General features: G+C 74.7%; 24 protein-coding genes. 13 read left to right on the forward strand and 11 right to left on the reverse strand.

The features are described from left to right. Positions 1-11 precede the first annotated feature (11 nt). Positions 12-584: a mycothiol transferase gene (locus ACRAKJ_RS21975; RefSeq protein WP_438922661.1), complete on the forward strand. Its 573-nt coding sequence runs from the start codon at positions 12-14 to the stop codon at positions 582-584. Between the two features lie 19 nt (positions 585-603). On the opposite strand, the gene ACRAKJ_RS21980 is transcribed toward ACRAKJ_RS21975, so the two are convergent. Further along, positions 604-1,152, reverse strand: a complete 549-nt coding sequence (locus ACRAKJ_RS21980) for a helix-turn-helix domain-containing protein (protein ID WP_438922662.1) — start codon at positions 1,150-1,152, stop codon at positions 604-606. Positions 1,153-1,245: 93 nt separating this feature from the next. Between ACRAKJ_RS21980 and ACRAKJ_RS21985 the strand changes: the two genes are divergently transcribed. Beyond that, positions 1,246-3,078, forward strand: coding sequence for a prolyl oligopeptidase family serine peptidase (locus tag ACRAKJ_RS21985; protein WP_438922663.1), 1,833 nt, complete (start codon positions 1,246-1,248; stop codon positions 3,076-3,078). Between the two features lie 6 nt (positions 3,079-3,084). Here the strand turns inward: ACRAKJ_RS21985 and ACRAKJ_RS21990 are convergent, their stop codons facing one another. Beyond that, a complete protein-coding gene (locus tag ACRAKJ_RS21990) occupies positions 3,085-4,080 on the reverse strand; it encodes a YdcF family protein (RefSeq protein WP_438922664.1) in 996 nt (331 codons plus the stop codon). Positions 4,081-4,212: 132 nt separating this feature from the next. Beyond that, on the reverse strand, positions 4,213-4,953 hold the full coding sequence (locus ACRAKJ_RS21995) for a carbonic anhydrase family protein (protein WP_438922665.1): 741 nt from the start codon (positions 4,951-4,953) through the stop codon (positions 4,213-4,215). A gap of 359 nt (positions 4,954-5,312) precedes the next feature. Here ACRAKJ_RS21995 and ACRAKJ_RS22000 point away from each other — a divergent pair, with 359 nt between their 5' ends. From ACRAKJ_RS22000 to ACRAKJ_RS22015, 4 genes are all read left to right on the forward strand, one after another. Further along, positions 5,313-5,711: an ATP-binding protein gene (locus ACRAKJ_RS22000; protein WP_438922666.1), complete on the forward strand. Its 399-nt coding sequence runs from the start codon at positions 5,313-5,315 to the stop codon at positions 5,709-5,711. Positions 5,712-5,992: 281 nt separating this feature from the next. After that, positions 5,993-6,877 (forward strand): universal stress protein, encoded by an 885-nt coding sequence (locus ACRAKJ_RS22005; RefSeq protein WP_438922667.1) that lies wholly within the window; start codon positions 5,993-5,995, stop codon positions 6,875-6,877. A gap of 4 nt (positions 6,878-6,881) precedes the next feature. Then, positions 6,882-7,100: a DUF6343 family protein gene (locus ACRAKJ_RS22010; RefSeq protein ID WP_438922668.1), complete on the forward strand. Its 219-nt coding sequence runs from the start codon at positions 6,882-6,884 to the stop codon at positions 7,098-7,100. Between the two features lie 11 nt (positions 7,101-7,111). Beyond that, complete coding sequence (locus ACRAKJ_RS22015; RefSeq protein WP_438922669.1) at positions 7,112-7,723, forward strand: histidine phosphatase family protein; 612 nt, start codon at positions 7,112-7,114, stop codon at positions 7,721-7,723. On the opposite strand, the gene ACRAKJ_RS22020 is transcribed toward ACRAKJ_RS22015, so the two are convergent. Then, entirely contained in the window at positions 7,720-8,739 is a 1,020-nt protein-coding gene (locus tag ACRAKJ_RS22020; RefSeq protein WP_438922670.1) for a substrate-binding domain-containing protein, read from the reverse strand. The two genes, ACRAKJ_RS22015 and ACRAKJ_RS22020, sit on opposite strands and share 4 nt — an antisense overlap. Before the next feature lie 338 nt (positions 8,740-9,077). Here ACRAKJ_RS22020 and ACRAKJ_RS22025 point away from each other — a divergent pair, with 338 nt between their 5' ends. From ACRAKJ_RS22025 to ACRAKJ_RS22045, 5 genes are read left to right on the forward strand one after another with little or no spacing between them, the layout of a single operon-like run. Then, complete coding sequence (locus ACRAKJ_RS22025; protein ID WP_438922671.1) at positions 9,078-10,382, forward strand: extracellular solute-binding protein; 1,305 nt, start codon at positions 9,078-9,080, stop codon at positions 10,380-10,382. After that, complete coding sequence (locus ACRAKJ_RS22030; RefSeq protein WP_438922672.1) at positions 10,379-11,278, forward strand: ABC transporter permease subunit; 900 nt, start codon at positions 10,379-10,381, stop codon at positions 11,276-11,278. Before ACRAKJ_RS22025 ends, ACRAKJ_RS22030 begins: the two co-directional genes overlap by 4 nt. Beyond that, the gene (locus tag ACRAKJ_RS22035) at positions 11,275-12,117 is read left to right on the forward strand and encodes an ABC transporter permease subunit (protein WP_438922673.1); all 843 of its coding nucleotides are present in this window, start codon (positions 11,275-11,277) and stop codon (positions 12,115-12,117) included. The genes ACRAKJ_RS22030 and ACRAKJ_RS22035 overlap by 4 nt, the downstream gene beginning before the upstream one ends. A gap of 7 nt (positions 12,118-12,124) precedes the next feature. After that, positions 12,125-13,627 (forward strand): arabinosylfuranosidase ArfA, encoded by a 1,503-nt coding sequence (gene arfA / locus ACRAKJ_RS22040; RefSeq protein WP_438922674.1) that lies wholly within the window; start codon positions 12,125-12,127, stop codon positions 13,625-13,627. Positions 13,628-13,668: 41 nt separating this feature from the next. Further along, a complete protein-coding gene (locus ACRAKJ_RS22045) occupies positions 13,669-13,980 on the forward strand; it encodes a hypothetical protein (protein WP_438922675.1) in 312 nt (103 codons plus the stop codon). A 36-nt stretch (positions 13,981-14,016) separates the two neighbouring features. Here ACRAKJ_RS22045 and ACRAKJ_RS22050 read toward each other — a convergent pair whose 3' ends face one another. Further along, positions 14,017-14,427, reverse strand: a complete 411-nt coding sequence (locus ACRAKJ_RS22050) for a hypothetical protein (RefSeq protein ID WP_438922676.1) — start codon at positions 14,425-14,427, stop codon at positions 14,017-14,019. Between the two features lie 252 nt (positions 14,428-14,679). Between ACRAKJ_RS22050 and ACRAKJ_RS22055 the strand changes: the two genes are divergently transcribed. Continuing rightward, positions 14,680-15,099, forward strand: a complete 420-nt coding sequence (locus ACRAKJ_RS22055) for a phosphatase domain-containing protein (protein ID WP_438922677.1) — start codon at positions 14,680-14,682, stop codon at positions 15,097-15,099. A gap of 6 nt (positions 15,100-15,105) precedes the next feature. On the opposite strand, the gene ACRAKJ_RS22060 is transcribed toward ACRAKJ_RS22055, so the two are convergent. Beyond that, on the reverse strand, positions 15,106-18,378 hold the full coding sequence (locus ACRAKJ_RS22060; protein WP_438922678.1) for a BTAD domain-containing putative transcriptional regulator: 3,273 nt from the start codon (positions 18,376-18,378) through the stop codon (positions 15,106-15,108). A 137-nt stretch (positions 18,379-18,515) separates the two neighbouring features. Between ACRAKJ_RS22060 and ACRAKJ_RS22065 the strand changes: the two genes are divergently transcribed. Further along, on the forward strand, positions 18,516-19,394 hold the full coding sequence (locus ACRAKJ_RS22065; protein WP_438922679.1) for an alpha/beta fold hydrolase: 879 nt from the start codon (positions 18,516-18,518) through the stop codon (positions 19,392-19,394). Here the strand turns inward: ACRAKJ_RS22065 and ACRAKJ_RS22070 are convergent. The 5 genes from ACRAKJ_RS22070 to ACRAKJ_RS22090 all read right to left on the reverse strand — a co-directional run bounded on the left by ACRAKJ_RS22070 (position 19,384) and on the right by ACRAKJ_RS22090 (position 23,930). Continuing rightward, positions 19,384-20,163, reverse strand: a complete 780-nt coding sequence (locus ACRAKJ_RS22070; protein WP_438922680.1) for a LuxR C-terminal-related transcriptional regulator — start codon at positions 20,161-20,163, stop codon at positions 19,384-19,386. The genes ACRAKJ_RS22065 and ACRAKJ_RS22070 overlap by 11 nt on opposite strands. 246 nt (positions 20,164-20,409) lie before the next feature. Then, positions 20,410-21,387 (reverse strand): glycine betaine ABC transporter substrate-binding protein, encoded by a 978-nt coding sequence (locus ACRAKJ_RS22075; protein ID WP_438922681.1) that lies wholly within the window; start codon positions 21,385-21,387, stop codon positions 20,410-20,412. After that, complete coding sequence (locus ACRAKJ_RS22080) at positions 21,384-22,175, reverse strand: ABC transporter permease subunit (RefSeq protein WP_438922682.1); 792 nt, start codon at positions 22,173-22,175, stop codon at positions 21,384-21,386. Before ACRAKJ_RS22080 ends, ACRAKJ_RS22075 begins: the two co-directional genes overlap by 4 nt. Beyond that, on the reverse strand, positions 22,172-23,290 hold the full coding sequence (locus ACRAKJ_RS22085; protein WP_438922683.1) for an ATP-binding cassette domain-containing protein: 1,119 nt from the start codon (positions 23,288-23,290) through the stop codon (positions 22,172-22,174). Before ACRAKJ_RS22085 ends, ACRAKJ_RS22080 begins: the two co-directional genes overlap by 4 nt. Then, the gene (locus ACRAKJ_RS22090; protein ID WP_438922684.1) at positions 23,280-23,930 is read right to left on the reverse strand and encodes an ABC transporter permease subunit; all 651 of its coding nucleotides are present in this window, start codon (positions 23,928-23,930) and stop codon (positions 23,280-23,282) included. Before ACRAKJ_RS22090 ends, ACRAKJ_RS22085 begins: the two co-directional genes overlap by 11 nt. Positions 23,931-24,036 lie beyond the last annotated feature (106 nt).

The following is a 24,036-nucleotide window of genomic DNA, read 5'->3' on the forward strand; positions in this document are numbered from 1 at the left end:
CGGTGGCGGTCGTGGACGAGAACGACTCCCCCTGGGAACCGCCCCTCGCCGGCACCGAGGCGGAACACCTCGTCGGCGCGCTCGACCGGCTGCGCACGACCTTCCGCTGGAAGGCGGACGACCTCGACGACGCCGGGCTCAAGACCCGCGTCGGCGCGTCCTCGCTGACCCTCGCGGGCCTGCTCAAGCACCTGGCGTTCGTGGAGGACCACGCGTCCACGGTCAGGCTGCGGGGCGGGTCGCCCGGCGCGCCGTGGGACGCCGTGGACCCGGACGAGGTGGACGGGTGGGCGTTCGCCTCCGCCGCCGACGACACCCCCGAGCGGCTCTACGCGCTGTGGGACGGCGCGGTGGCGCGGTCGCGGGCGCGGCTGGCCGAGGCGCTGGCCGACGGCGGGCTCGACCAGCCCTCCCACCTGGTCTGGCCCGACGGACGTCGCGCGAGCCTGCGCCGGGTCGTCTTCGACCTGGTCGAGGAGTACGGCAGGCACACCGGGCACGCGGACCTGATCCGGGAGGCCGTCGACGGGCGCGTCGGCGAGGACCCGCCCGCCGGGTGGCGGCCCCGGAGCGGAACGCCCTGACCGCCGGCGGGCGCGGGGTTCAGGAGGCCGCGCCGGACCCCGGTCGGGCGGCCAGGGACCACAGGTAGCCCAGGGTCTCGCCGTCCGGCTCGTCGCGCCCGGCGAACTCGACGAGCAGGGCCTGCACGCGTTCCTTCAGCTCCGCCTGCGACTCCGCGCCCAGCCGCAGCACGCCGCGCGCGGTCTCGCGGACGGCGTCCGGTCCCGCCTCCAGGACCTCGGCGCGGTGGGCGGCGAGCAGGGCGAGGTCGACCTGGTGCCCCAGCCCCTCGCCGGAGTCGTCGGCCAGGCCGAGCCGCCACGTGCGGCCGGTCGCGCGGTAGGGGCGTTCCAGCGCGCCGCGCGCGCCCGTGCGCACCGGTTCGGCGGCCAGGAAGTCGGTGCGCACCAGCGCCCGGACGTGCCGCAGCACGGTCGCCGGGGCCACGCCCAGCAGCTGGGACAACTCCTTGTTGGTCAGCGCCCGGTCCCAGCACAGCCGCAGGATGCGCCAGCGCAGGGAGTGCGCCAGCGCCTTCAACTCGGCGACCGTGGCGTCGCGGGGCGGCTGGTCGGGCACGGCGGGCACACGCAGAGGTTAACGCACCCCGCCTTGCCGCACCCGTGACCGATTTGCTTGACTGCTATCGATTGCAGGAAGTGAAATCACTTGGGGGTGGGCGTGGAGCCGAACGGGAGCCGAACGGCGGGCTGGACGGACTTCGAGTGGCTGTCCGGCGCGGAACCGAGCCCGGACGGCGAGGCCGTCGCCTACGTGAGCGACCGGTCCGGCAGGCCGCAGCCGTGGGTGCTGCCCCTGGCCGGCGGACCGGCGCGGCTCGTCGAGGTGCCCGGCTCGGTCGGCCGCTGCCTGTGGCGGCCGGACGGCGAGCGGCTGCTGGTGGTGACCGACCTCGACGGCGGCGAGGACCACCGGCTGGCCGAGGTCGACCCGGTCACCGGCGAGGTCGGGTGGCTGGCCGCCGAGGAGGGCGTGCGGTACGAGGTCGGCGTCCCGCACGGGCACACCGGGCGGCCCTACAGCGCGGACGGCGCGCTCCTGGCGTACGCGAGCAACGCCCGCGACCGCGAGGTGTTCGACGTGCGGGTGCGGGACCTGCGCACCGGCGAGGACCGGATCGTGCTGCGCGGCGACGACCGGTACGTGCCGATGGGCTTCTCCCCCGACTCCCGGCTGCTGCTCGTGCTGCGGCTGCACCAGAACACCGACCACGCCCTGTTCGTGTGCGACCTGGTGGACGGCACGACCCGGCGGGTCACCCCCGACGACGGCCCGGCGAAGCACGAGCCGGTCGCGTGGCTGCCCGACTCCTCGGGCTTCTACCTGTGCACCACGTGGGGCCGGGACTTCCTCGGGCTCGCGCTGCTGTCGCTGACCGGGGAGCTGACCCGGGTGGACGCGCCGGCGGCCGACGTGGAGGGCGCGGCGCTGTCGCCGGACGGCACGCGCCTGGCGTGGGGCCGCAACGAGGACGGGTTCACGCGGCTGCGGTGGGCCGAGGTCGGCGGCGAGGCGCGGGACGTCGAGGGGCTGCCGCCGGGGGTCGCGGTGACCGAGTTCGGGCTCGACGGGCACGTCCTCCGGTTCACGCCGACCGGGGAGCTGCTGGTGCAGCTCGGGCGGCCGGACGCGGCGACGGACCTGTACCTGGTCGACCTGCCGCGCGGCGCGGCCCGCCGGTTGACCGACGCGGGCGCCGGGCTGCCCGGCACGCCGGTGGTGCCGGAGGTCGTGCGGGTCACGAGCGCGGACGGCCTGACCGTGCCGTCCCTGCTGTACCGGCCGCCGGGGGCGGACGCCGGTCACCCCGTGCCGCTCGTGGTGACCGTGCACGGCGGTCCGGAGTGGCAGTCGCGCCCGGTGTTCGACCCGTACGTGCAGGAGCTGCTGGCGCGCGGCACCGCCGTGGTGGCGCCCAACGTCCGCGGCTCGTCCGGGTACGGGCTGCGCTACCAGCGGTCGGTCTACCGCGACTGGGGCGGCGGGGACCTCGCCGACCTGGAGGCGGTGGCGCGGCACGTCCGGGAGCTCGACTGGGTCGACGGCGACCGGCTCGGCGTGCACGGCGCGTCCTACGGCGGGTTCGCCGCGCTGGCCTGCCTGAGCGCACTGCCCGACCTGTGGCGCGCCGGGGTCAGCGAGTGCGGCTCGTCGGACCTGCTCACCGACATCCGCTCGTTCCCGCCGACGTGGCGCAAGCGGGCTGTCGAGTGGATCGGCGACCCGGACGACCCGGCGGACGTCGCGCTGCTCACCGCCCGCAGCCCGCTCGCGAACGCCCACCGGATCAGCGCGCCGGTGCTGATCATGCACGGCGAGAACGACGCGCGGGTGAGCCCCGAGGAGTCCGAGCAGATGTACCGGCGGTTGGTGGAGCTGGGCAAACCCGCGGAGCTGGTGCTGCACCCCGGCGTGGGGCACGGCATCGACCGGGCCGGGCTGGCGGCGACCGTGGACCTCGTCGCGTCCTGGTTCGCCCGGCACCTCCGGTAGGGCCGGCTAGAGGACCAGCAGCAGGTACAGGCCGACGAGCAGGCCGCACGTCACGGTGTGCGCGACCTTGTTCTGCACCAGCAGCGCGGCGAACTCGCGCAGGAAGGCGCTCGGCAGGAAGTACGCCGCCGTGGGCGCGCCGATGATCTGCATCCGCAGCCTGAGCCGGCGGGCGGTCACGGCGGCGCGGAAGACGTGGAAGTTGTTGGTGACGCCGACCGCGCGGCCGTGCCACCCGTGGTCGGCTAGCACCTTCGCGCTGTAGGCCAGGTTCTGCTCGGTGGTCGTGGAGCGGTCCTCCAGCAGGACGCGGTCGTCGGGGACGCCGCGGCGCAGCAGGTAGTCGCGCATCGCCGCCGCCTCGGACACGTCCTCGCCCGGCCCCTGCCCGCCCGAGACGACGACGAGCGGCGTCCGCCCGGAGCGGGTCTCCCGCTCGTAGACCCGGATCGCGCGGTCGAGCCTGCTCGCCAGCAGCGGCGGCACGCGGTCGCCGATGAGGCCCGCGCCGAGCACCACGACCGCGTCGTAGCCGCTGCGCCGGCCGAGACCGCCGTAGACGACCGAGTACAGCAGGAGGCTGACGAAGAGGAACGCCACGTAGGCCGCCACCACCAGCAGCGACCCGATGACCGCGTCCACCGCGGGGCCGGTGCGCCTGGTGAGGAAGCCGAACGCGGCCACCACGCCGAAGATCGCCAGACCGGCCAGCAGCGACAGCAGGTTGGCCAGGCCGAACCCCTCGCGGCGCAGCACCAGCACCCCGTTGGCGATCAGCGCGACCGGCAGCACGAAACCCAGCCCCAGCATCAGGACCACGAACGCGTACCCGAGCGCGACCTCCGGCCACCCCTCGGTCCGGGCGGCCCGGAACAGCACCCACAGCAGCAGGAGCAGCAGCGTGACGCCGAGCCACACCGCGTTGCTCACCCGCCTCCGGTCGCGCACGACGCCGACGACGAAGAACAGCGCCGGCACGACCGCGGCGATCCCGAAGATCATGCGGCCAATCTAGGCGGCGGCCCCCGCGGTCGCCGCACGGGCACCACCGCGGCGGCGGGCGTTCGCGACCCGGCGGCGCGGGACGGGGGTCTGCGTCCCCGTCCCGCGCCGCCGGGTGTGCGGGCCGTGCCGTCAGATGTGCGGGACGTCGACCTGGACGGTCCGGCCGTTGAGCGGCTGGGGCGCCCGGGAGTTGCCCTCGTAGAACATGTGCTGGAAGCGGGAGACGGTGGCCTGGGTGACCGTCTTCTCCTGCATCAGGAACCACTGCACGCCCTCGGTGAAGGGGGCGGTGGTCAGCGAGCCGGTGTAGCGGGCGGTGGCGCGGTTCGCCGGCAGCAGGGTGTTGAGGTCCACGTCGGCGATGTGCACCTCCTCGCCGCACTCGGGCGCGAGGTGCGCGAGCACCCGGTCCACGGTGGACGGGGCGCCGACGCGCAGCGGGACGCCGATGACGAGCAGCTTGCCCGCGGCGCTGCGGTGCACCAGGTGCATCTCCAGCGGGTCGGCGTGGCCGGCGAACCGGTGCTCCGACGGCGTGTGGAAGTGGAACTGGACGAGGTCGTAGCGGACCCCGGACAGCGTGACGTGACCCGCGCCGGGCTCGACCTCCGCCTCCTCGGTCTCCTCGTGGTCGCGCACCGAGCAGCCGCTGGCGGTGGCCTGGTCCTTCTGCACGTAGTGCAGGCCCAGGTCGGCGTGCCCGTAGGAGACCTGGAGGTGCGGCAGGCCCGGGTTGAACCGGATCGAGGAGGGCGAGATGTCGATGGGGCTCTGCAGCGGCACCTGCGACTCGGCCGGGGCGACCCCGGCGGTCAGGAGCGCGCTGAGGACGACGGGGATGGCGATGGCGACGACGCCTTTTCTAGCCACGATGGGTGCAGCCCTTCAGGACACATAACCCAGACGGGGATCGACCCGCCTGGCGGGACCGCATCATCTTTCACCCGGACGAGTGAAAGCGAAAAGGCAATAAATCACCGGTTTAGGTCAATCTAGACATATCACTTTGTGCTTTGCGTCACGAAGTTCGACTTCGACTGCATATTCGGGAAATTGCTTTAGCACGAATGGAGCAACGACCGGGAAAACCCGGGACGTCGTGCGACCGCACGACCGGATGACGACGTGACGGCCGGACGGTCGAGAGGCTTCACCCGGTCGCGTGTTTGAGACACCCGACCAGGGGATACCTGAGACCGACGCCTCGAAGTCGTCGAGGTGTTGGAGGTGTGCGTGTGATGAAGATGGCGGGGCCGCTGGACCAGGGCCTCGACCTGGTGCTCGACGAGGTGCCGACGCCGCCCGAGGTGGACGTGTGGGTCCGCCACGTGACGCGGGGCGTGGGCATCCGGCCGGTGGACGACTTCGTGCGGATCGCGGCGGAGCTGATCGACAACGCCCACCGCCACGCCGAGGGTCCCTACCGGGTGAGGCTGTGGCGCGTGGACGACTGCGGCGCGCTGCGGGTCCAGGTCGTCGACCGCAGCCCGAGCGACCTGCCCGTGCTGGGCAGACCCGACGTCCCGGCGCTGGGCAGCGGGCTGGTCATGGTCAACCGGTTGTCCTCGCACTGGGGCTTCGAGTGCGACCACGGCGACAAAACCGTCTGGGCCGAAGTCAGACCCTAGCTCCCCACCCTCCCCCACCCGAGAGTCCAACGCCCAGACCTCGAGAGTCCAACGCCCGGGACCCGAGAGTCCAACCTCCAGGAACCCTGAGTTCTTCATTCGGGCATACCGACCGGTCGGCTCGAACGAAGAACTCACCGGGCCTGGGCGTTGGACTCTCGCGGCTTGAGCGTTGGACTCTCGGGGCCTGAGCGTTGGACTCTCGGCACGGTCGGGGGGTTGGTGGTTGCCGGTCGGCGGGCCGGGGTAGCCGTGGGCCTACTCCGGAGGAGGTCGTGCGCATGGCGGTGGACGGGCGGCAGGCGGTCGTGGTCGGGGTGGACGGCTCCGCGCAGTCGCGGGCGGCCGCGTCGTGGGCCGCGCGGGAGGCGGCGAGCAGGAACCTGCGGCTGGTGGTCGTGGCCGCGGTGCACGGGCCGTTCCCCGAACTGGTGTTCACGGTCGGCGCCGCGCCGCTGCCCGAGGTGGTCACCGAGGAGTCGGTCCGCGAGTTCGCCGGGTCCCACCTGCGCGAGGTCGCCGAGGAGTGCCGCGCGATCACGCCCGACGTCGAGGCGCACCTCCTGCCCGGCCGCCCGGCCGAGGTGCTGCGGGAGGTCGGCGCGGACGCGGAACTGGTCGTGGTCGGCTGGTCGGGCCGCACGGGGCTGGCCAAGGCGCTGCTCGGCTCGACGGCCGCCGACCTCGTGCACCACGGCGACCGGCCGACGGTCGTGGTCCGCGACTCCGGCGTGCTGGGGCAGGCGGTCGTGGTCGGCGTGGACGGGTCGCCGTCGAGCGGCCGGGCCGCGGACTTCGCGTTCGACCACGCCGCGCGCCACGGCCACCGCGTGGTCGCCGTGCACGCGTGGGCCGACGCGGTGATGCCGGTGGCCGTGCCCGAGCTGGGCTGGAACCACGACTGGGACCGCGTGCGGGTCGCCGCCGAGGAGGTCGTCGAACGCGACCTGGCCGAGCGGCGGCGACGGTACCCGCAGGTCGAGGCCGAGCTGCTGCTGGCGTTCGACAACCCGGCGCACGTCCTGCTGGAGCAGGCGCACGGCGCGGCGCTGCTGGTCGTCGGCAGCCGCGGTCGCGGCGCGGTGCGGCGGGCGCTGCTGGGCTCGGTGAGCCACGCGGTCGTCTACCACGCGCCGTGCGCGGTGGCCGTCGTCCACGGGGAGTGAGGCCGTGACCGACGACCTGCCCCCGCCGGCGCCGCCGCGCAGCGCCCTCACCCTGCGCCTGTGGCTGGCCGGGTTCGGCATCGTGTTCGACGGCGTGGCGGCCTGGTTGTGCTTCCGCGCCGGCCTCACGTGGGCGGGCGTCGCCCTCGCCGTGCTGGCCGTCGTGCTGGTAATCGACTTCGGCTGGGTGGTCCACCGCAAGCGGCGCGGTGATCAGGGCTAGCCTGTCCGGCCATGCGCCTGATCCTCGTGCGCCACGGCGAGTCGCTGCACCACGTCCGCGGTATCGCGTCCGCCGAACGCGGGTGCCCCGGCCTGTCCGACCTCGGCCGGCTCCAGGTGTCGGCGCTGCGGGACCGGTTCGCCGCCGAGCGCCTGCACGCCGACGTGCTGCTCACCAGCCCCGCCGTCCGCGCCCGCCAGACCGCGGACCTGCTGCGCCACGCGCTCGGCGAGCCGCCGGTCGTGGAGGAGCGCGGCCTGACCGAGCTGCGGCTGGGTGAGGGCGACGGCCTGAGCGGCGACGAGTTCCGCGCCCGGTACGAGCCGTTCGACCTGGTCGCCGAACCGGACCGGCCGATCTGCCCCGGCGGCGAGACGTGGCACGGTTTCAGCTCCCGCGTGCGGGACACGCTCGACGGCCTGGCCGCCGAGCACCGGGGCCGGACCGTGGTGGCCGCCACGCACGCCGGTTTCGTGGTGCTCGCGTTCCTGGTGCTGTTCGGCGTGCCCCGCCCCGGCACGGGTGCCCGGCTGGACCCGGACTTCGCGTCCGCCACCGAGTGGGAGCACGACGGCGCGTCGTGGCGGCTGGTCCGCCTCAACGACACCGCGCACCTCGGTTAGCCGCGCCCCACCGTGCTGCGCCTCGGGACGAGCCGGTGGGCGGCGCGCACCTCCACCCCCGGCAGGGGTTCGGCGCTGCCGATGCGCTCCAGGACGCGGTCCACGGCGGTCGCGGCGATGGCCGCCTTGTCGGGTGAGACGGTGCTGATCGGCGGGTTGGAGTAGCGGCCCTCCTCGATGTCGTCGTACCCGATGAGCGCCAGGTCCTCGGGCACGCGCAGGCCGCGCTCCAGCGCCGCGTGCAGTGCGCCAAGGGCGACCAGGTCGCTGTAGCAGAACACGGCGTCCGGCGGGTCGGGGCGGTCGAGCAGCAGGTGCATCGCGCCGGAGCCGTCGGCGCGGTTGAACCTCGGGGTGGGGACGATGAGCGACTCGTCGACCGGGAGCCCGGCGTCGGCGTGCGCCTGCCGGTAGCCCCGGGTGCGCAGCTGCGCCGCCTCCCCCGTCGGGTACGGCTGGTCGCCGATGGCCGCGACGCGCCGCCTGCCCAGGCCGATCAGGTGCGCGGTCGCCTCGCGGGACGCGGTCACGTCGTCGATGCCGACGTGGTCGAACACGCCGTTCGACACGCGTTCGCCGAGCACCACCAGCGGCAGCGACGGGTCCACCGCGGCCAGGTCCTCCTGGGACAGGCCGAGCGGGCTGAAGATCATCCCGTCGAACAGCAGGGCGCGGCCGGCGCGGCGCACCAGGTCGCGCTCGTGCCCCGGGTCGCCGTCGGTCTGGTCGACCAGCACGGTGTACCCGCGGTCGCGGGCGCGCGGGATGATCGCCTGGAGCAGTTCGGCGAAGTACGGCGTGTCCAGGTAGGGCACGACGACCGCGAGCTGCCCGGACCGGCCGTAGACGAGGTTGCGGGCCAGCACGTTGGGCCGGTAGCCCAGTTCGGCGATGGCGCGCTCGACCTTCTCGCGGGTGCGGTCGGTGACCCGGGCGTACCCGTTGACCACGTTCGACACCGTGCGCGGGGACACGCCCGCGAGCAGGGCCACGTCACGCAGCGTGGCGTCGCGCATGGTCCTCCTCCGCCCGACCGGGACGGGTGCCGGGTGCTGGCGGGAAGTGTGCACGCCACCGACGCGCACGACAAACAGGGCGCGCGGTTGGTTCGAATGGCGCACCGATCGGGTCTTGCAGCGCGGTAACACGGGGTGGATAGTGCTTTGCAGCGCAGCAAAACCCGGTGCCACGGCGGCATCCCGGGTCGGTGCCCACCGAGCCCGGCGGTCGTGGTGCAACGCCTGATCGGTTCCGCGGCCCTCGCGCGGGATCGCCGCCGCACCCCCCACTTCCCGTCGCGGTCACCCACCGCGACGACAGCCGCGCGCCCGTCCGCGGCGGAGAGGCGCTGTCCATGATCAAGCGGTTGGGAAGGCTCGCGCACGTGCTCGCCGCGGGCGCCCTGCTCGCGGTCGCCGGCTGCGGCGGCGCGGCGGACGACGACGGCCCGGTGCGCGTGTCCGTGTGGGCCTGGTACCCGGAGTTCAAGAGCGTGGTGGAGGCGTTCAACGCCTCCCACCCCGGCATCCGGGTGGAGTGGACCAACGCCGGCACCGGGGCGGACCACTACGCCAAGCTGAAGACCGCGTTCACGGCGGGCAGGGGCGCGCCGGACGTGGCGATGGTGGAGTTCCAGCAGATCCCGACGTTCGTCATCCTCGACGCCCTGGTCGACATGGGGCAGCACGGCGCCAACGACGACGAGGCCCTGTACGCCGAGTGGGCGTGGGACCAGGCCACCGACGGGGACCGGGTGTACGCGATCCCGGTGGACGGCGGCCCGATGGCGCTGATGTACCGCCGGGACCTGTTCGAGCAGCACGGCATCCCGGTACCGGCCACCTGGGACGAGTACCGCGCCGCCGCCGAGCGCATCAAGGCCGTCGCCCCGGACTCGTTCGTCGCGAGCTTCGGCAGCGACGGCGGCTGGCTCAACGGCCTGATGTGGCAGGCCGGGTGCCGCCCCTACGGCTACTCGTGGACGGGGGCGCGCGACCGGGTGCGGCTCGCGCTGACCGCGCCGGAGTGCCGCAAGGTGGTCGACTTCCACGGCGACCTGGTCTCCCGGGGGCTCATGGCCGGCGACCCGTTCTTCACCGCCGACGCCACCGCCGCGCTCGACTCCGGCAAGTACTGGACGTGGGCCGCCGCGGGCTGGACGCCCGGCTACGTGGCCGGGTCGCTGAAGAACACGGCGGGCAAGTGGGCGGTCGCGCCGATGCCGCAGTGGACGGCGGGCGCGGACGAGCAGGGCGACTGGGGCGGCTCGACGTTCGCCGTCACCAAGCAGGCGAAGGACCCCGGGGCGGCCACGACGGTGGCGCGCGAGCTGTTCGGGAGGTCCGCCGAGGCGTGGGACGTCGGGCTGAACAAGGCGTTCCTCTACCCGCTGGTCAAGGAGGTGGCGGCCGACCCGGCGTTCACCGGCAAGCCTTACGAGTTCTTCGCGGGCCAGAAGGTGAACGAGATCTTCGTGCCGGTGTCGGAGAAGCTCGACGAGTTCGAGTACACGCCGTTCCAGGACTTCGTGTACGGCGAGCTGGAGGACCGGACCGCCGAGGCGGTGGCGGGCAGCAGGCCGTGGGGCACGGTGCTGGAGGCGGCGCAGGACAACGTCGTCGCCCACGCCGAGCAGCAGGGCTTCAAGGTCGACCGGTGACGGGGACCGGGGGGACGTCGAGGAGGCGCGTCACCGCGCACCCCGTCGCCGGGGCGTTGTTCGTCCTGCCGTTCTTCCTCGTGGTCGTGGCGTTCCTGGTGGTGCCGCTGGGGTACGCGTTCTGGCTGAGCCTGTCCAGCCGCAGCCTCGCGCTGGGCACCCGGTTCACCGGCCTGGAGAACTACGCCCGCGCGTTCACCGACCCCGTGCTGCTCGACGGGCTGCTGCGGGTGGTGCTGTTCGGCGCGGTGCAGATCCCGGTCATGCTGGGCGTCGCCCTGGCGGGCGCGCTCGCGCTGGACGCCGTGACGACGCGGTTCGCGGTGGTGTTCCGGCTGGTGGCGTTCATGCCGTACGCGGTGCCCGCGGTGATCGGCGCGCTCATGTGGGGTTTCCTCTACAGCCGCACGTTCGGGCCGTTCGGCGACGTGCCGACGTGGTTCGGCGGCGAGCCGATCGACTTCTTCGGCACGCCGTGGCTGCTGGTGTCGCTGGGCAACATCGTCACCTGGGCGTGGACCGGCTACAACATGATCGTCCTGTACTCGGCGTTGCGGGGCGTGCCGCGCGAGACGTACGAGGCGGCCGTGGTCGACGGCGCGTCGCAGGTGCAGCTCGCGCTGCGGGTGAAGGTGCCCGCGATCCGGTCGGCGATCGGGCTGGCCGCGATCTTCACCGTCATCGGGACCATGCAGTTCTTCACCGAACCGCAGGTGATGGCCCGGTTCGCGCCGCAGATCTCCAGCGGGTACACGCCGAACCTGTACGCCTACAACCAGGCGTTCGCCTACTCGGACTTCCACTACTCGGCGGCCATCTCGTTCGCGCTCGGGTTCGTGGTGTTCGTGGTGGCCTACGCCGTGGTCTTCGTCCGGCGGAGGGGGACCCGGTCGTGACCGTACGCACGAGGCTGCCGCACCTGCTGATGTTCGCGGGGGTCGTGTACTTCCTGGTCCCGCTGCTGTGGGTGCTGATCGCGGCCACCAAGAGCCAGCAGGGGCTGCTGTCCAGCCCGGCGCTGTGGTTCGCCGACGAGTTCAGCCTGGTGGACAACATCAGGCAACTGTTCCGCGAGGACGACGGCGCGTACGGCCGCTGGGCCGCCAACACCGCCCTGTACTCCGGGGTGAGCGCGGTGGGCGCGACCTCGCTGGCCGCGCTGGCGGGCTACGGGCTGGCGCGGTTCTCGTTCCCGGGCAAGCGCCTGTTCGAGACCGCGCTGCTGGGCATGATCATGGTGCCGGCGACGGCGCTCGTGCTGCCCACCTACCTGATCCTGTCCGAACTGGGTCTCGTGGACACGGTGTGGGCGGTCGTCCTGCCCTCGCTGCTCAGCCCGTTCGGCACCTACCTGATCCGGGTGTACGTCGCGGAGAGCGTGCCGGTGGACCTGCTGGAGGCGGCGCGCATCGACCGCGCGGGCGAGCTGCGGATCTTCTGGCGGATCGCGCTGCCGATGATGCGCCCAGCCCTCGTCACCGTCTTCCTGTTCACCCTGGTGGCGACCTGGAACAACTACTTCCTGCCGCTGGTCATGCTCAGCGACGCCGACCTGTACCCGCTGACCGTGGGGCTGACCACCTGGTTCAACACCGCGCAGCAGGAGGCGGGCACGCGCGTGCTGTTCAACCTGGTCGTCACCGGCTCGCTGCTCGCGATCGTCCCGCTCGTCGTCGCGTTCGTCCTGCTCCAGCGCTTCTGGCGCAGCGGCGCGAGCGCGGGCACCTTCAAGTAGGAGGACCATGCTCACCGCTTCCCTCGCCCTGAGCCCCGACCACGTGGTCGCGCCCGTGCGCCGCCGGCTGTTCGGGTCGTTCGTCGAGCACCTGGGCCGGTGCGTCCGCACGGGCATCCACGAACCCGACCACCCGACCGCCGACGAGGACGGCTTCCGCCGCGACGTGCTGGAGCTGACCCGCGAGCTGGGCGTCACCGTGGTCCGCTACCCGGGCGGCAACTTCGTGTCCGGCTACCGCTGGGAGGACGGCGTCGGCCCGGTCGCCTCCCGGCCGACGCGGCGCGACCTGGCGTGGCGGAGCATCGAGGACAACGCGGTGGGCCTGGACGAGTTCGCGCGCTGGGCCCGCAAGGCGGACGTGGAGGTCATGTACGCGGTGAACCTCGGCACGCGCGGCGTGGCCGAGGCCCTCGACGTGCACGAGTACGCCAACCACGAGGGCGGCACGCACCTGTCGGACCTGCGGCGCGCCAACGGCTCCCCGTCGCCGCACCGGATCGGGCTGTGGTGCCTGGGCAACGAGATGGACGGCCCGTGGCAGACCGGGCACAAGACCGCGCACGAGTACGGCCGGCTGGCGGCGGAGACGGCGCGGGCGCTGCGCCAGGCCGAACCGGGCCTGGAGCTGGTCGCGTGCGGCAGCTCCGGCTCGTCGATGCCGACGTTCGGCGCGTGGGAGGACACCGTCCTGGAGCTGACCTACGACCAGGTCGACCACATCTCCCTGCACGCCTACTACGAGCCGCTGGACGGCGACGTGGCCAGCTTCCTCGCCTCCGCCGCGGACATGGACCGCTTCATCGAGCGGGTGGTGGCGACCGCCGACGCGGTGGGCGCGCGGCTCAAGAGCGACAAGCGGATCACGCTGTCGTTCGACGAGTGGAACGTCTGGTACCTGAGCCGGTTCCAGGCCGACCCGCCCACCGAGTGGCGGGTCGCGCCGCCGCTGCTGGAGGACGTCTACGACGTGACCGACGCGGTGGTCGTGGGCAGCCTGCTGATCTCGCTGCTGCGGCACAGCGACCGGGTGGCGGTCGCCTGCCAGGCCCAGCTGGTCAACGTGATCGCGCCGATCCGCACCGAACCCGGCGGGCCCGCGTGGCGGCAGACGACGTTCCACCCGTTCGCGCTGACGTCGCGGCTGGCGCGCGGCGACGTGCTGCGGGTGGTCGTGGACTCCCCCACCACGCCCACCGCGCGCCACGGCGACGTGCCCGCGGTGGACGCGGTCGCCACGCGGTCCGACGACGGCGGCACGGTGCTGTTCGTGGTCAACCGGCACCTGACCGAGCCGGTCTCGCTGACCGTGCCGCTGGCCGCGCTGGGTCCGCTGGAGGTGGCCGAGGCGTGGAGCCTGCACGACGAGGACCCGTCGGCGAGCAACACGCGCGACGCGCCCGACCGCGTCACCCCGACGGCGCTGTCGGTCGACGTCGGGGACGGCGTGCTGCGGACGACCCTGCCGCCGGTGTCGTGGCACGTCATCCGGTTGGCCCAGCGGGGCTGAGACCGCCGTCGTGCGTTGTGCCCGCGGGTACGGTGGACCGCATGGGCGGACCGCTGTGGACGTTCCTGATGGGGTTCGGCCCGATCCGCCGTGAGGTCGAGCACGCGATCGCCCTCGCCGTGGACGAGCGGTCGCGCGCCGACCGGCAGGTCGTCGAGGAGGTGCGCGAACGGCTGGTCCGCGAGTGCGACGAACGCCTTGAGGGCCTGGTCGTGGCCAACGCCGCGCTGGAGACCGAGACCGCCGACGCGAAGCGCCGCGCGGCCGGGCTCCGGGCCGCGGTCACCGAGTTGGAACGCCGGTTGGCCGAGTGCGAGGCGGCGGGGCCGGAGCGGGGCGGCGGGACCGGGTAGGACGCGGTGCGCGGGTCCCCGGGCGGTCCCGTCCCGTCAGGGCCGCCAGCGCCCGTCGTCCTCGTCCCGGTCGTCGTCCACGAGGTGGGCCAGGGCGGCGCGGGCGGCGATGAGGGCGGCCCTCGTGGCGTCCGGGTCGCCGCCGGCGGCGTGCGTGAAGGCGTTGCCCAGGTAGCCCTGGACCAGGGTGAGCGGGTCGGACGGCGATCTGACCACCAGTCCCGCCTGGACCGGGGCCACCGCCGCGGTGAACGCGGTCAGCATGGATTCGAGCACCGGACCGGCCTCCGCGTCGCGCAGGGCGCGCGGGGACAGGGCGGCGATGGCGGCGTCCACGGCGGTCGCCAGCACGACGACCGGCTCGGGCGCGGGCCCCCGGTCGTGGGCGGTGGCCGACCCGGCGCGCGTCTGCCGCGGCACTGCGAGGGGCGACGGCTCGCTGTTCACGTGACGAGGGTAAGGCCGGCGCGGGGAGCCGATTGCCGTGCATCTGCACGTGCACCCGCACGGAGCAGTCGGGATATTCCACGGCAGCCCGCCCACCTGCGGGAACAGCCCTGCCGGCCGCCCGGTCGGGGGACTGCGGGGATGCCTTCGGGGTCGGGCGCGTCCCCGCCCCCGTCCCCGCCCCCGTTGTCGTGACCGGAGGTCCGGTGGGCCAGAATCGCGTCCTGGTCACCGATGCCCGAGGGGGATGACATGTGGGAGGAAGGGGCACCGGGGGTGCTGCGCCTGCCGTCCGGGCGGCTCGTGCGGGGGCGAGGTTTGCGACGCCCGCTGCCGGAAGGGCCGGAGCCGCGGTTCGGCCTCTACCTGCTGGGCTCGGAACCGCCCGCGACGGCGTGGGAGCGGCGGTGGGTGCGGTGGCCGGACTTCTGGCTGCCGTCCGACCGCGCCGACTTCGGCGAGGCCCTGCGCGACCTGCTGGCGCGTGCCGACGGGGAACGCGTGGAGGTCGCCTGCGGGGGTGGCGTGGGCCGCACGGGCACCGCACTGGCCTGCCTGGCGGTCCTGGACGGCGTGCCCGCCGGCGAGGCCGTCGCCTACGTGCGCACCCACTACTCGCACCGCGCGGTGGAGACGCCCTGGCAGAAGCGCTTCGTCGCCCGCTTCGGCTGAACGCCGTCAACCGGTCCGCGCGCCCGCGAGGGCGGCGGCGGTCCAGTGCGGGGCGCCCGCTCGGCGGGCCACGGCCTCGGCCCGGCGGTAGTGGGCGGCGGCCTGCTCGTGGTCGCCCAGGGCCCTGGCCAGGTCGCCGAGGTGGTGGGCGACCGGGCCGAGGGTGAGCAGGCCGCTGCCCGCGCCCGCCAGTTCGTCGCGGGCCGGCAGCAGGGCGTCGTGCAGGCGGGCCGCGGCGGCGCGGTCGCCGGCGGCGAGGGCGGCCCGGGCGTGCAGGCAGAGCCTGACCTCCAGCAGCAGGTCGTGCGGCGGGTCGGGGATGTCGGCGGCCGGTCGGGTCCACGGCTCGTGCGGTCCGGGGTCCGCGTCCGGCTGCGGGAGGTCGAGGGTGAGCAGGGCCAGGGGCAGCAGGCCCGCGGACAGGCCGGGCATGCCGGTGGACGGCAGGCGCGCGGCGGCGGCGCGGTAGGCGGAGGCGGCCTCGTCGCGGAGGCCGGTGATCGCCAGGCGCAGGGCGGCGTACCAGTCCGTGAAGACGGAGACCAGCGGGAGGTCGTGGCGGTCGGCCAGCGCGTCGGCCTCGGCGGCGTGGTGGTCGGCGGTGGCCAGGTCGGCCAGCGCGGCGTGCGCCTGGAGCTGGATCAGGTGGGCCAGCACCTCGAACGCGACGAGGTGGTGGCGGGCGGCGAGGGCGTGCAGCTCCGCGCCGATCCGGGCGCGTTCCGGCGCCAGGCCCGTGCGGTGGAACTCGTGGAGGAAGCGGCCGTTGAGGGCCAGGGCGAGGAGGAGCGGGTCGTCCAGCCGGCGGGCGAGCGCCTCGGCCTCGCGGGCGGCCCCGGCGCCGCGCGGACCGGTGTCGGCGCGGCGTTCCAGGGCGATGGTGACGAGCAGTCGGGCGCGTTCCCGGTCGTACCCGGCGGGCAGGGCGGCGAGGGTGCGCTCGGCGGCCGTGACCAGGCGGGCGGACAGGGCCTCGTCGTCGTTGGTGGTCCAGATCGCGGGCACGTCGGACGACCCGATGACGGCGGCCGTGCGCACCGGGTCGCCCAGCGCCTCGGCCGCGGTGACGGCGTCGGCGCGGTACCGCCGGGCGGCGGGCAGGTCACCGGTGACGGACAGGGTCCGGACCAGGCCCATGAGGGCGTCGAGGCGGTCCGGGCCGTCGAGGCGGTTCGGGCCGTCGAGGCGGTTCGGGGCGTCGCGGCGGTCCGGGGCATGGCGGCGGTCCGGGGCGTCGGTGCCGGTGAGGTCCAGGACCGCGCGCCACAGGCGGGCGGCCTCGTGTGGCGCGAAGCGGTGCTCGGCGCGTTCGGCGGCGGCGCGGGCGTGGTGGGCGGTGCGGCCCGGGTCGGCCCGACCGCCCGCGCGCAGCAGGTGGTGGGCGACGGCCTCGACCTCGTCCGGCCGGATCGCTTCGAGGACGTCGGCGACCGCGAGGTGCCACCGGGCGCGGCGGGCGCGGGCGGTGTCCTCGTACAGGGCTTCCTGGACGAGGGCGTGGGCGAACCGCAGGTGGTCGGCGTCCCGTTCGACCAGGAAGCCCGCCGCCAGCGCGGACTCCACCGACGTCAGCACGCCCTCCTCGTCGCCCGCGAGCCGCACCAGCACGTCCAGGTCGACGTCCTGGCCGAGGACGGCGGCCTGCCTCAGGTGCGTGCGGGTCCCCTCGGGGAACGCGGCCAGGCGGTGCCGGATCACGTCGCGGACGCCGGTCGGGACCGCGTGCGGCACGGCGTCGCCCCCGGCCCGCCACAGCCGGGTCAGCTCGCGCACGAAGAACGAGTTGCCGCCGCTGCGCCGGTGGATCATGCGGACCTCGGCGGGTGTCGGCCGCCGCCCCGGGGTGGCCCGCACCAGCTCCCCCACCTGCGGTTCGGTCAGCCCGCCCAGGTAGGCGCGGACGGGTTCGGCGCGGGCGGCCCGGGCCAGCGCGCCGGCCAGCGCCGGTGAGATCTCGGTGGACCGGTACGTGCCGACGACCAGCACCCGCTCGGCGGCCGGGTCGGTGACCAGCGAGATCAGCAGGGCCAGGGTCTCCTCGTCGGCCCAGTGCAGGTCGTCGAGCACCAGCAGCACGCGCCCGAGCCCGCCCACGGCGACCGCGACGGCCCGGTGGCGCTCGAACCGCGACCCGGAGGGGACGTCGGGCAGCCCCAGCGCCTCGCGCACCTGCGTCCACGGCCAGTCGGCGGGCGCGCCGGGCGGTTCGGGGCACGCGCCCCACGCGACGCGCCACCCCGCACCGTCGAGGCGACCGGCGAACGCCCTGGCCAACGCGGTCTTCCCGGCACCGGCCGCGCCGGAGAGCAGCACCAACCGCCGCCCCTCCCCCGCCGCCCGGTCCAGCTCGGCCAACTCGTCCGCCCGTCCGACGAACGGGTATCCGGAGCCGGCCGAGGTCGCGCCCGCCCGGTCGGCCGGCGGCACGTCCGATGCAGGGTCCGACACGGCCTGCGGCGGGGTGCCCGGCGCACTGTGCGGCGCAGGGTCCAGCGAGGTGCCCGCCTCGGCGACCGGTGACAGGTCGAGGTGCGGTGCCTGGGCCAGCACGTCGTGCTCCAGCCGCCGCAGCCCGGCTCCCGGGTCGACGCCCAGCTCGGCCCGCAGCACCTCGCGCGCCGACCGCAGCTCGGCCAGCGCCTCGCCCTGCCGCCCGGTCCGGTAGAGGGCCAGGGCCAGCAGCGCGCGCCCGTCCTCGCGCAGCGGGTTCGCCGCGACGTGCGCCCGCAGGTCCGGCACCGACTCGGCCGCCAGGCCCAGCGCCAACGCCGCCTCCGCCCGCCGTTCCAGGGCGAGCAGCCGCAGCTCGTCCAGCCGGTCCGCCTCGCCGCGCGCCCAGCCGTGCCCGGCGAACTCGGCGTACGCCGGTCCCCGCCACAGCGCCAGCACCTCGTCGAGCAGCGCGCGGGCCTCCGCCGGCCGGTCCGCCAGCAGGCGCGTCGCCCCCGCGACCCCCTCCTCGAACCGCCAGGCGTCCACCTCCGACGCCCTCAGCGCGTACCCCGGCGCGGCGGTGACGAGCAGCCGCGCGGGTGTCCTGGGTGGACGGTCCGGCTCCAGCGCCTTGCGCAGCGCGCCGACGAACGTCTGCACCGCCCCGACCGCGCCGTCCGGTGCGCCGTCCTCCCACAGGTCGTCGACCAGGCGCTCGACCGGCACGACCCGCCCCCGCGCGACCAGCAGGCGCGCCAGCACGGCGCGGTGCCGGGGCCCACCCAGGCCGACCGGCCCGCGCGCGTCCTCGGCCACCACCGGCCCCAGCACCCGGAACTCCACCATCGCGGGGACCAACCCTACGCGGCACCCGCGGTGGTGCCGGCCAAGCGCGGACCGGGTGCTGATCGGGCGCTGACCGGGTGCTGACCGGGTGCTGATCGGCGGGCCGCAGCCTGGTGGCACACCACGAAGGAGTCACCATGCCCCCCAGGATCACCGGGTTCACCGAGCAGCGCGTCACCGTCGCCGACGGCGTGTCGCTGCACGTCGCCGTCGGCGGCTCGGGCAGCCCCGTCGTGCTGCTGCACGGCTTCCCGCAGACCCACCTGATGTGGCGGCACGTCGCCGCCGACCTGGCCGCCGACCACACCGTGATCGTCCCCGACCTGCGCGGCTACGGCGCGAGCGACAAGCCCGCCGACACCGACGGCCGCACCTACTCCAAGCGGGTCATGGGCGACGACGTGGTGGCCCTGGCCCGCGCGCTCGGCCACGAGCGGTTCGCCCTGGCCGGGCACGACCGGGGCGCGCTGGTCGCGGTCCGCGCCGGCCTCGACCACCCCGGGGCGGTGACCCACCTGGCGTCGCTGGACGTGCTGCCGACGCTCGACACGTGGGACGTGATGCACGGCACGAGCGCCGCGGTCGGCTTCCACCTCTACCTGATGGCGCAGCCGCCCGGCCTGCCGGAGGCGATGATCGCGGGCGCGGCGGACGAGTTCTTCGGCCACTTCCTGGACGTCTGGGCCACCGACCCGGCCGCGATCCCGGCCGACGTGCGCGCCGAGTACCTGAGGGCGTCGCGCGAGGCGGTGCCGTCGATCGTCGCGGACTACCGGGCCTCCGCCGGCGTCGACGTCGAGGACGACCGCGCGGACCTGGCGAACGGCGTCGTGCTGCGGATGCCGGTCACCGTGCTCCAGCAGGACTGGGGCGCGGCCCTCGGCTTCGACGCCGCCGCGCGGTGGCGGGCGTGGGCCCCGGACCTCGACCACCGGACGGTGACGTGCGGGCACTTCATGGCCGAGGAGGCGCCGGCGGAGGTCGTGAAGGCGCTGCGGGACCTGCTCACCCGCTAGCGCGGTGCACCACCGCGCCCAGGCCGGCGCGGTTGGTCAGGCCCAGCTTCCGGAACACCCGCTCGACGTGCTTGTGGACGGTGCGCACGCTGATGCCGAGGCCCCTGGCGACCTCGGCGTCGGTCGCGCCCTCGGCGATCCAGTGCGCGACCTCGCGCTCCCGCGCGGTCAGGTCGGCCAGCGCGGTGGGCGAGCGGAGGTGCTGGGCGTCGAGCAGCGCGCCGGTGCGGGTCGCGGCGCCCAGGGCCGCCAGCCGGGCCCGCTGCCGCCTGGCCTGGCCGAGGTGCGGGACGAGCAGGTCGAGCACCGCCCGGTCGCGGCCGGTGAAGCCGGGGCGCGACCGGTTGAGCACCGCGGTCAGGCCGATCCTGCCGGTGAGGCGGATGATGCCGAGCAGTTGGTCCGCTGTGCCCTGCGGGCGGTAGAAGTCCGCGTAGAGCGGCAGGCGGCGCAGTTCGCGCGGCGTGACCAGGTCGGTCAGCGCCACCGACTCGCCCACCGCCAGGCGGCCCGAGCGGTAGGCGGCGAAGCCGGGGTGCCCGGACACGGCGTCCGCGAAGCCGGGCCTGCCGGTCAGGTCGCGGTCGGGGTGGGTCAGCGTGACGGCGGCGAGCCTGCGCGACACGTGGTCGCTGTCGATCACGCTGACCTGGTCGCACCCCACCAGGCGACCGAGCAGGACGAGGCCGGTGTCCTCGGCGTCGTCCTCGTGCAGCGCGTGCACGACGTCCAGGGCACCCCGCAGGTCGCGTGCGTGGAGTTCGGCCATGTGGGTTGAGGAGGCGGCACGCCCCGCGCAGATACGGACGCCAGGAGCCCCCAGTGCCCCTGGCGTCCGCGCGCCGGCCCCCGCGGGCGGCTCACGTCCATGAGAGCAGTCGGGGACGCCGGTCCGGCATGGGGAGAACTGCGTACGCCCGGCCGGGCCGCGACGCCGTTCCCGGGCCGCAGCACGTCCCGCCGAACCGACCTCCCGGCGGTGGTCGCGGCGGCACGACCGGGCACCACCCCCGCGTCACGACGTCGGCAGCGTCACGAACCCCTCGCGCACCAGCCAGTCGCGGGCGACGAGGGCCGGGTCGCGGCCGTCCACGTCCACCTCGGCGTTGAGCGCCAGGACCGTCTCGTTGTCGAGCTTCGCCACGATCGGCGCCATCACCCGCTCGACCTGCGGGTGCGCCCGGTGGAACTCCTCGCGCAGCACGATCGCCGCGTTGTACCGGGGGAAGAACCCGCGGTCGTCCTCCAGCGCCAGCAGGTCCAGCGCCAGGATGCGGCCGTCGGTGGTGAACACCTCGCCGACGGTGCACAGGCCGGTCGCCGTGGCGGTGTAGATCGTGCCGATGCCGAACGTCTTGACCTCCACCGCGGCCGGGTCGATGCCGTAGGCCGCCGCCGCGCCCGGGAACCCGTCGCCCCGGCTGAGGAACTCGGTCTCCAGGCAGAACACGCCCTTGTCGGGTTCGCGGGCGACGAGCGCGGCCAGGTCGGAGGTGGTGCGCAGCCCGTGGGCGCGGGCGAACTCCCCGGTGACGGCGAACGCGTAGGTGTTGTTGACCCGCGAGTACTCCAGCCAGCGCAGGCCGTTGCGCTCCAGGTCGGCGTCGCGGACCGCCTCGTACTGCGCCCGTTCGTCGGGGATCGGCTCGGTGTTGCCCAGGTAGCTGATCCAGCCGGTGCCGGTGTAGTCCCACGACAGGTCGACGTCGCCGGTGATCAGCGCCTGGCGGGAGCTGTTGGAGCCCTGGATGTTGGTCATGTCCCGCACCTCGGCCCCGGCGGCGACCAGGGCCACCTCGGCGAGGTAGCCGAGGACCTGGTTCTCGGTGAAGTCCTTGGACCCCACCGCCACCTCGACCCCGGCCAGCTCCGGTACGGGCCGGATCGACCCGGGCGCCACCTCGAACGGCAGCGCGAACGACGACTCCAGGCCGCAGCCCGACGCCAGCAGGGTGGTCGCGACGAGCGCGACGCGGGCGAACCGCGCCTTCACCGCAGCCCCTTCGGTCCCAGGTACGCCTCGGCGACCGCGCCCAGCCAGTCCACCAGCAGCGCGAGCCCCACGGCCAGCACCGCGCCGGTGACCAGGACGGTCACCCGCGAGAGCTTGTAGCCGGTGTCGATCAGCAGGCCCAGGCCGCCGCCGTTGACGAACACCGCGAGCGTGGCCACGCCGACCGCGTGCACCAGCGCGGTGCGCAGGCCGGCCAGGATCAGCGGCACGGCCAGCGGCAGCTCGACCCGGCGCAGCACCGCGCCGGCGGACATGCCGATGCCGCGCCCTGCGTCCACCAGCGCCGGGTCGACGCCCTGGAGGCCGACCACCGTGTTCCGCAGCACGGGCAGCAACGTGTAGAAGGCGATCGGCAGCACCGCCGCCCACAGCCCTTCCAGGCCGGAGACCAGGAAGAACAGCACCAGGATGCCGATGGCGGGCGACGCCTGGCCGATCGTGGCGACGCCCAGGAACACCGGGGCGGCCCGCCGCGCCCACCGCCGGGTGAGCACGACGCCCAGCGGCACGGCCACCACCAGCACCAGCGCGGTCACCACGACGCTGATCACCAGGTGGTCCCAGGTCGCGGACGCCAGCGTGGGCACGTTGATGCTGCCCCGCTCGATCGAGTCGAGGTCGCGGGTGAACGCCCAGGTCAGCACACCGCCGACGAGCACGAGCACGGCCAGCGGCTGGACCAGCAGGCGCAGCCGCTCGGCCCGCTGCCGCGAGGCGGCCACACCCGCCACACCCGCCACGCCCGCCACGCCGGCCACACCGGTCATGCCTGGGCCTCCGCCCGGTCGTCGGCGGCGTGGTCGTCGCGCAGCTTCTGCACGGTGCCGATGACGGCGTCCACCTCCACCAGGCCGACGTACTCGCCGCGCGCGCCCGTGACGACCGCCGCGCCGCCCTCGGTCAGGATCGCCTCCAGCGCGTCCTGCAACGTCGACTGGAGCGTCACGGGGTCGCCGACCGGCCGCGCGGTGCCCGCGTGCACCCAGCTGACCGGCCGGTCGCGCCCGTCGAGCAGCAGCGCGTACCGGTGCGGCGAGCCGGCCAGCCTGCGGCCGACCTCGGCGGGCGAGTCGTGCACCGAGGCCGTCAGCGCCCGGCTCAGCGCGACCTCGCGGACCCGGCGCAGCCGCAGCTGCTTGAGCGACGCGCCGGCGCCGACGAACCCGGCGACCGTGTCGTCGGCGGGGTTGGCCAGGATCGCCTCCGGCGTGTCGTACTGGAGCACCGACGAACGCGGGCCGAGCACCGCGATCCGGTCCCCGAGCTTCACCGCCTCGTCGAAGTCGTGGGTGACGAACACGATCGTCTTGCGCAGCTCCGCCTGGAGCCTCATCAGCTCGTCCTGGAGGTTGCCGCGGGTGATCGGGTCCACCGCGCCGAACGGCTCGTCCATCAGCAGCACCGGCGGGTCGGCGGCCAGCGCGCGGGCCACCCCGACGCGCTGCTGCTGGCCGCCGGAGAGCTGCCGCGGGTAGCGGTCGCGGTACTCGGCCGGGTCGAGCCCGACCAGGTCGAGCATCTCGTCCACCCGGTCGGCCACCCGCGCGCGGCCCCAGCGCAGCAGGCCCGGCACCGTGCCGACGTTCTGGCCGACGGTCAGGTGCGGGAACAGCCCGGCCTGCTGGATGGCGTACCCGATGCCGCGGCGCAGCTCGTCCGGGTCGAGCGACAGCGTGTCCCGCCCGTCGATGGTGATGCGGCCGGACGTCGGCTCGATCAACCGGTTGACCATCCGCATCGTGGTGGTCTTGCCGCACCCCGACGGCCCGACGAGCACCACCGTCTCCCCCGCCGGCACGGTCAGGCTGAACGACTCCACGGCGGGCTCCCGCACGCCGGGGTAGCGCTTGGTCACGTCGACGAGTTCGATCTCACTGGCCACGGATCCCCCTGGAGACGGTGCAGCGGCCGATCAGCGCGAAGATCCCGTCCAGGACCAGCGCGAGGACGACGATGCCGAGCGTCCCGGCGATCGCCTGGTTGGTCGCGTTCGCGCTGCCCGCCCTGGTCAGGCCGGCGAAGATCTCCACGCCCAGCCCCGGGCCGCGCGCGTAGGCGGCGATCGCGGCGATGCCCATCAGCATCTGCGCGGCGACCCGGACGCCGGTCAGGATCGCGGGCCACGCCAACCGCAGCTCGACCCTGGTCAGCACGGTCACCCGGCTCATCCCGACGCCGCGCGCCGCGTCGCGCACCGCGTGGTCCACACCGCCCAGGCCCACGATCGTGTTCCGCACCACCGGCAGCAGGCCGTACAGCACGAGCGCCACCACGGTCGGTTCCACCCCGAGGCCCAGCACCGGGATCAGCAGGCCCAGCAGGGCGAACGACGGGATGGTCAGGACCGCGCTGGTCAACGCCGTCGCCAGGGCCGACCCGACCGGGCTGCGGTACACCGCCACGCCGATCGACACCCCGATCACCGCGGCCAGCAGCGCGCACTGCACCACCGCGCTGACGTGCAGCAGGGCCTCGACCAGCAACCGGTTCCACCGGTCGACCACGAACTCCCAGAAACTCAACGAGGCCCCCCGGTCCGCGCGGGGCGGTCGCCGTGACCGGTGGTCCCCCGACCCGACCATAGCCCGGCGGTGTCCGTTCCGCCCGCCGTTCGGCGGGTCCGCCCGT

The organism is Saccharothrix sp. DSM 118769 (genome assembly GCF_052936295.1).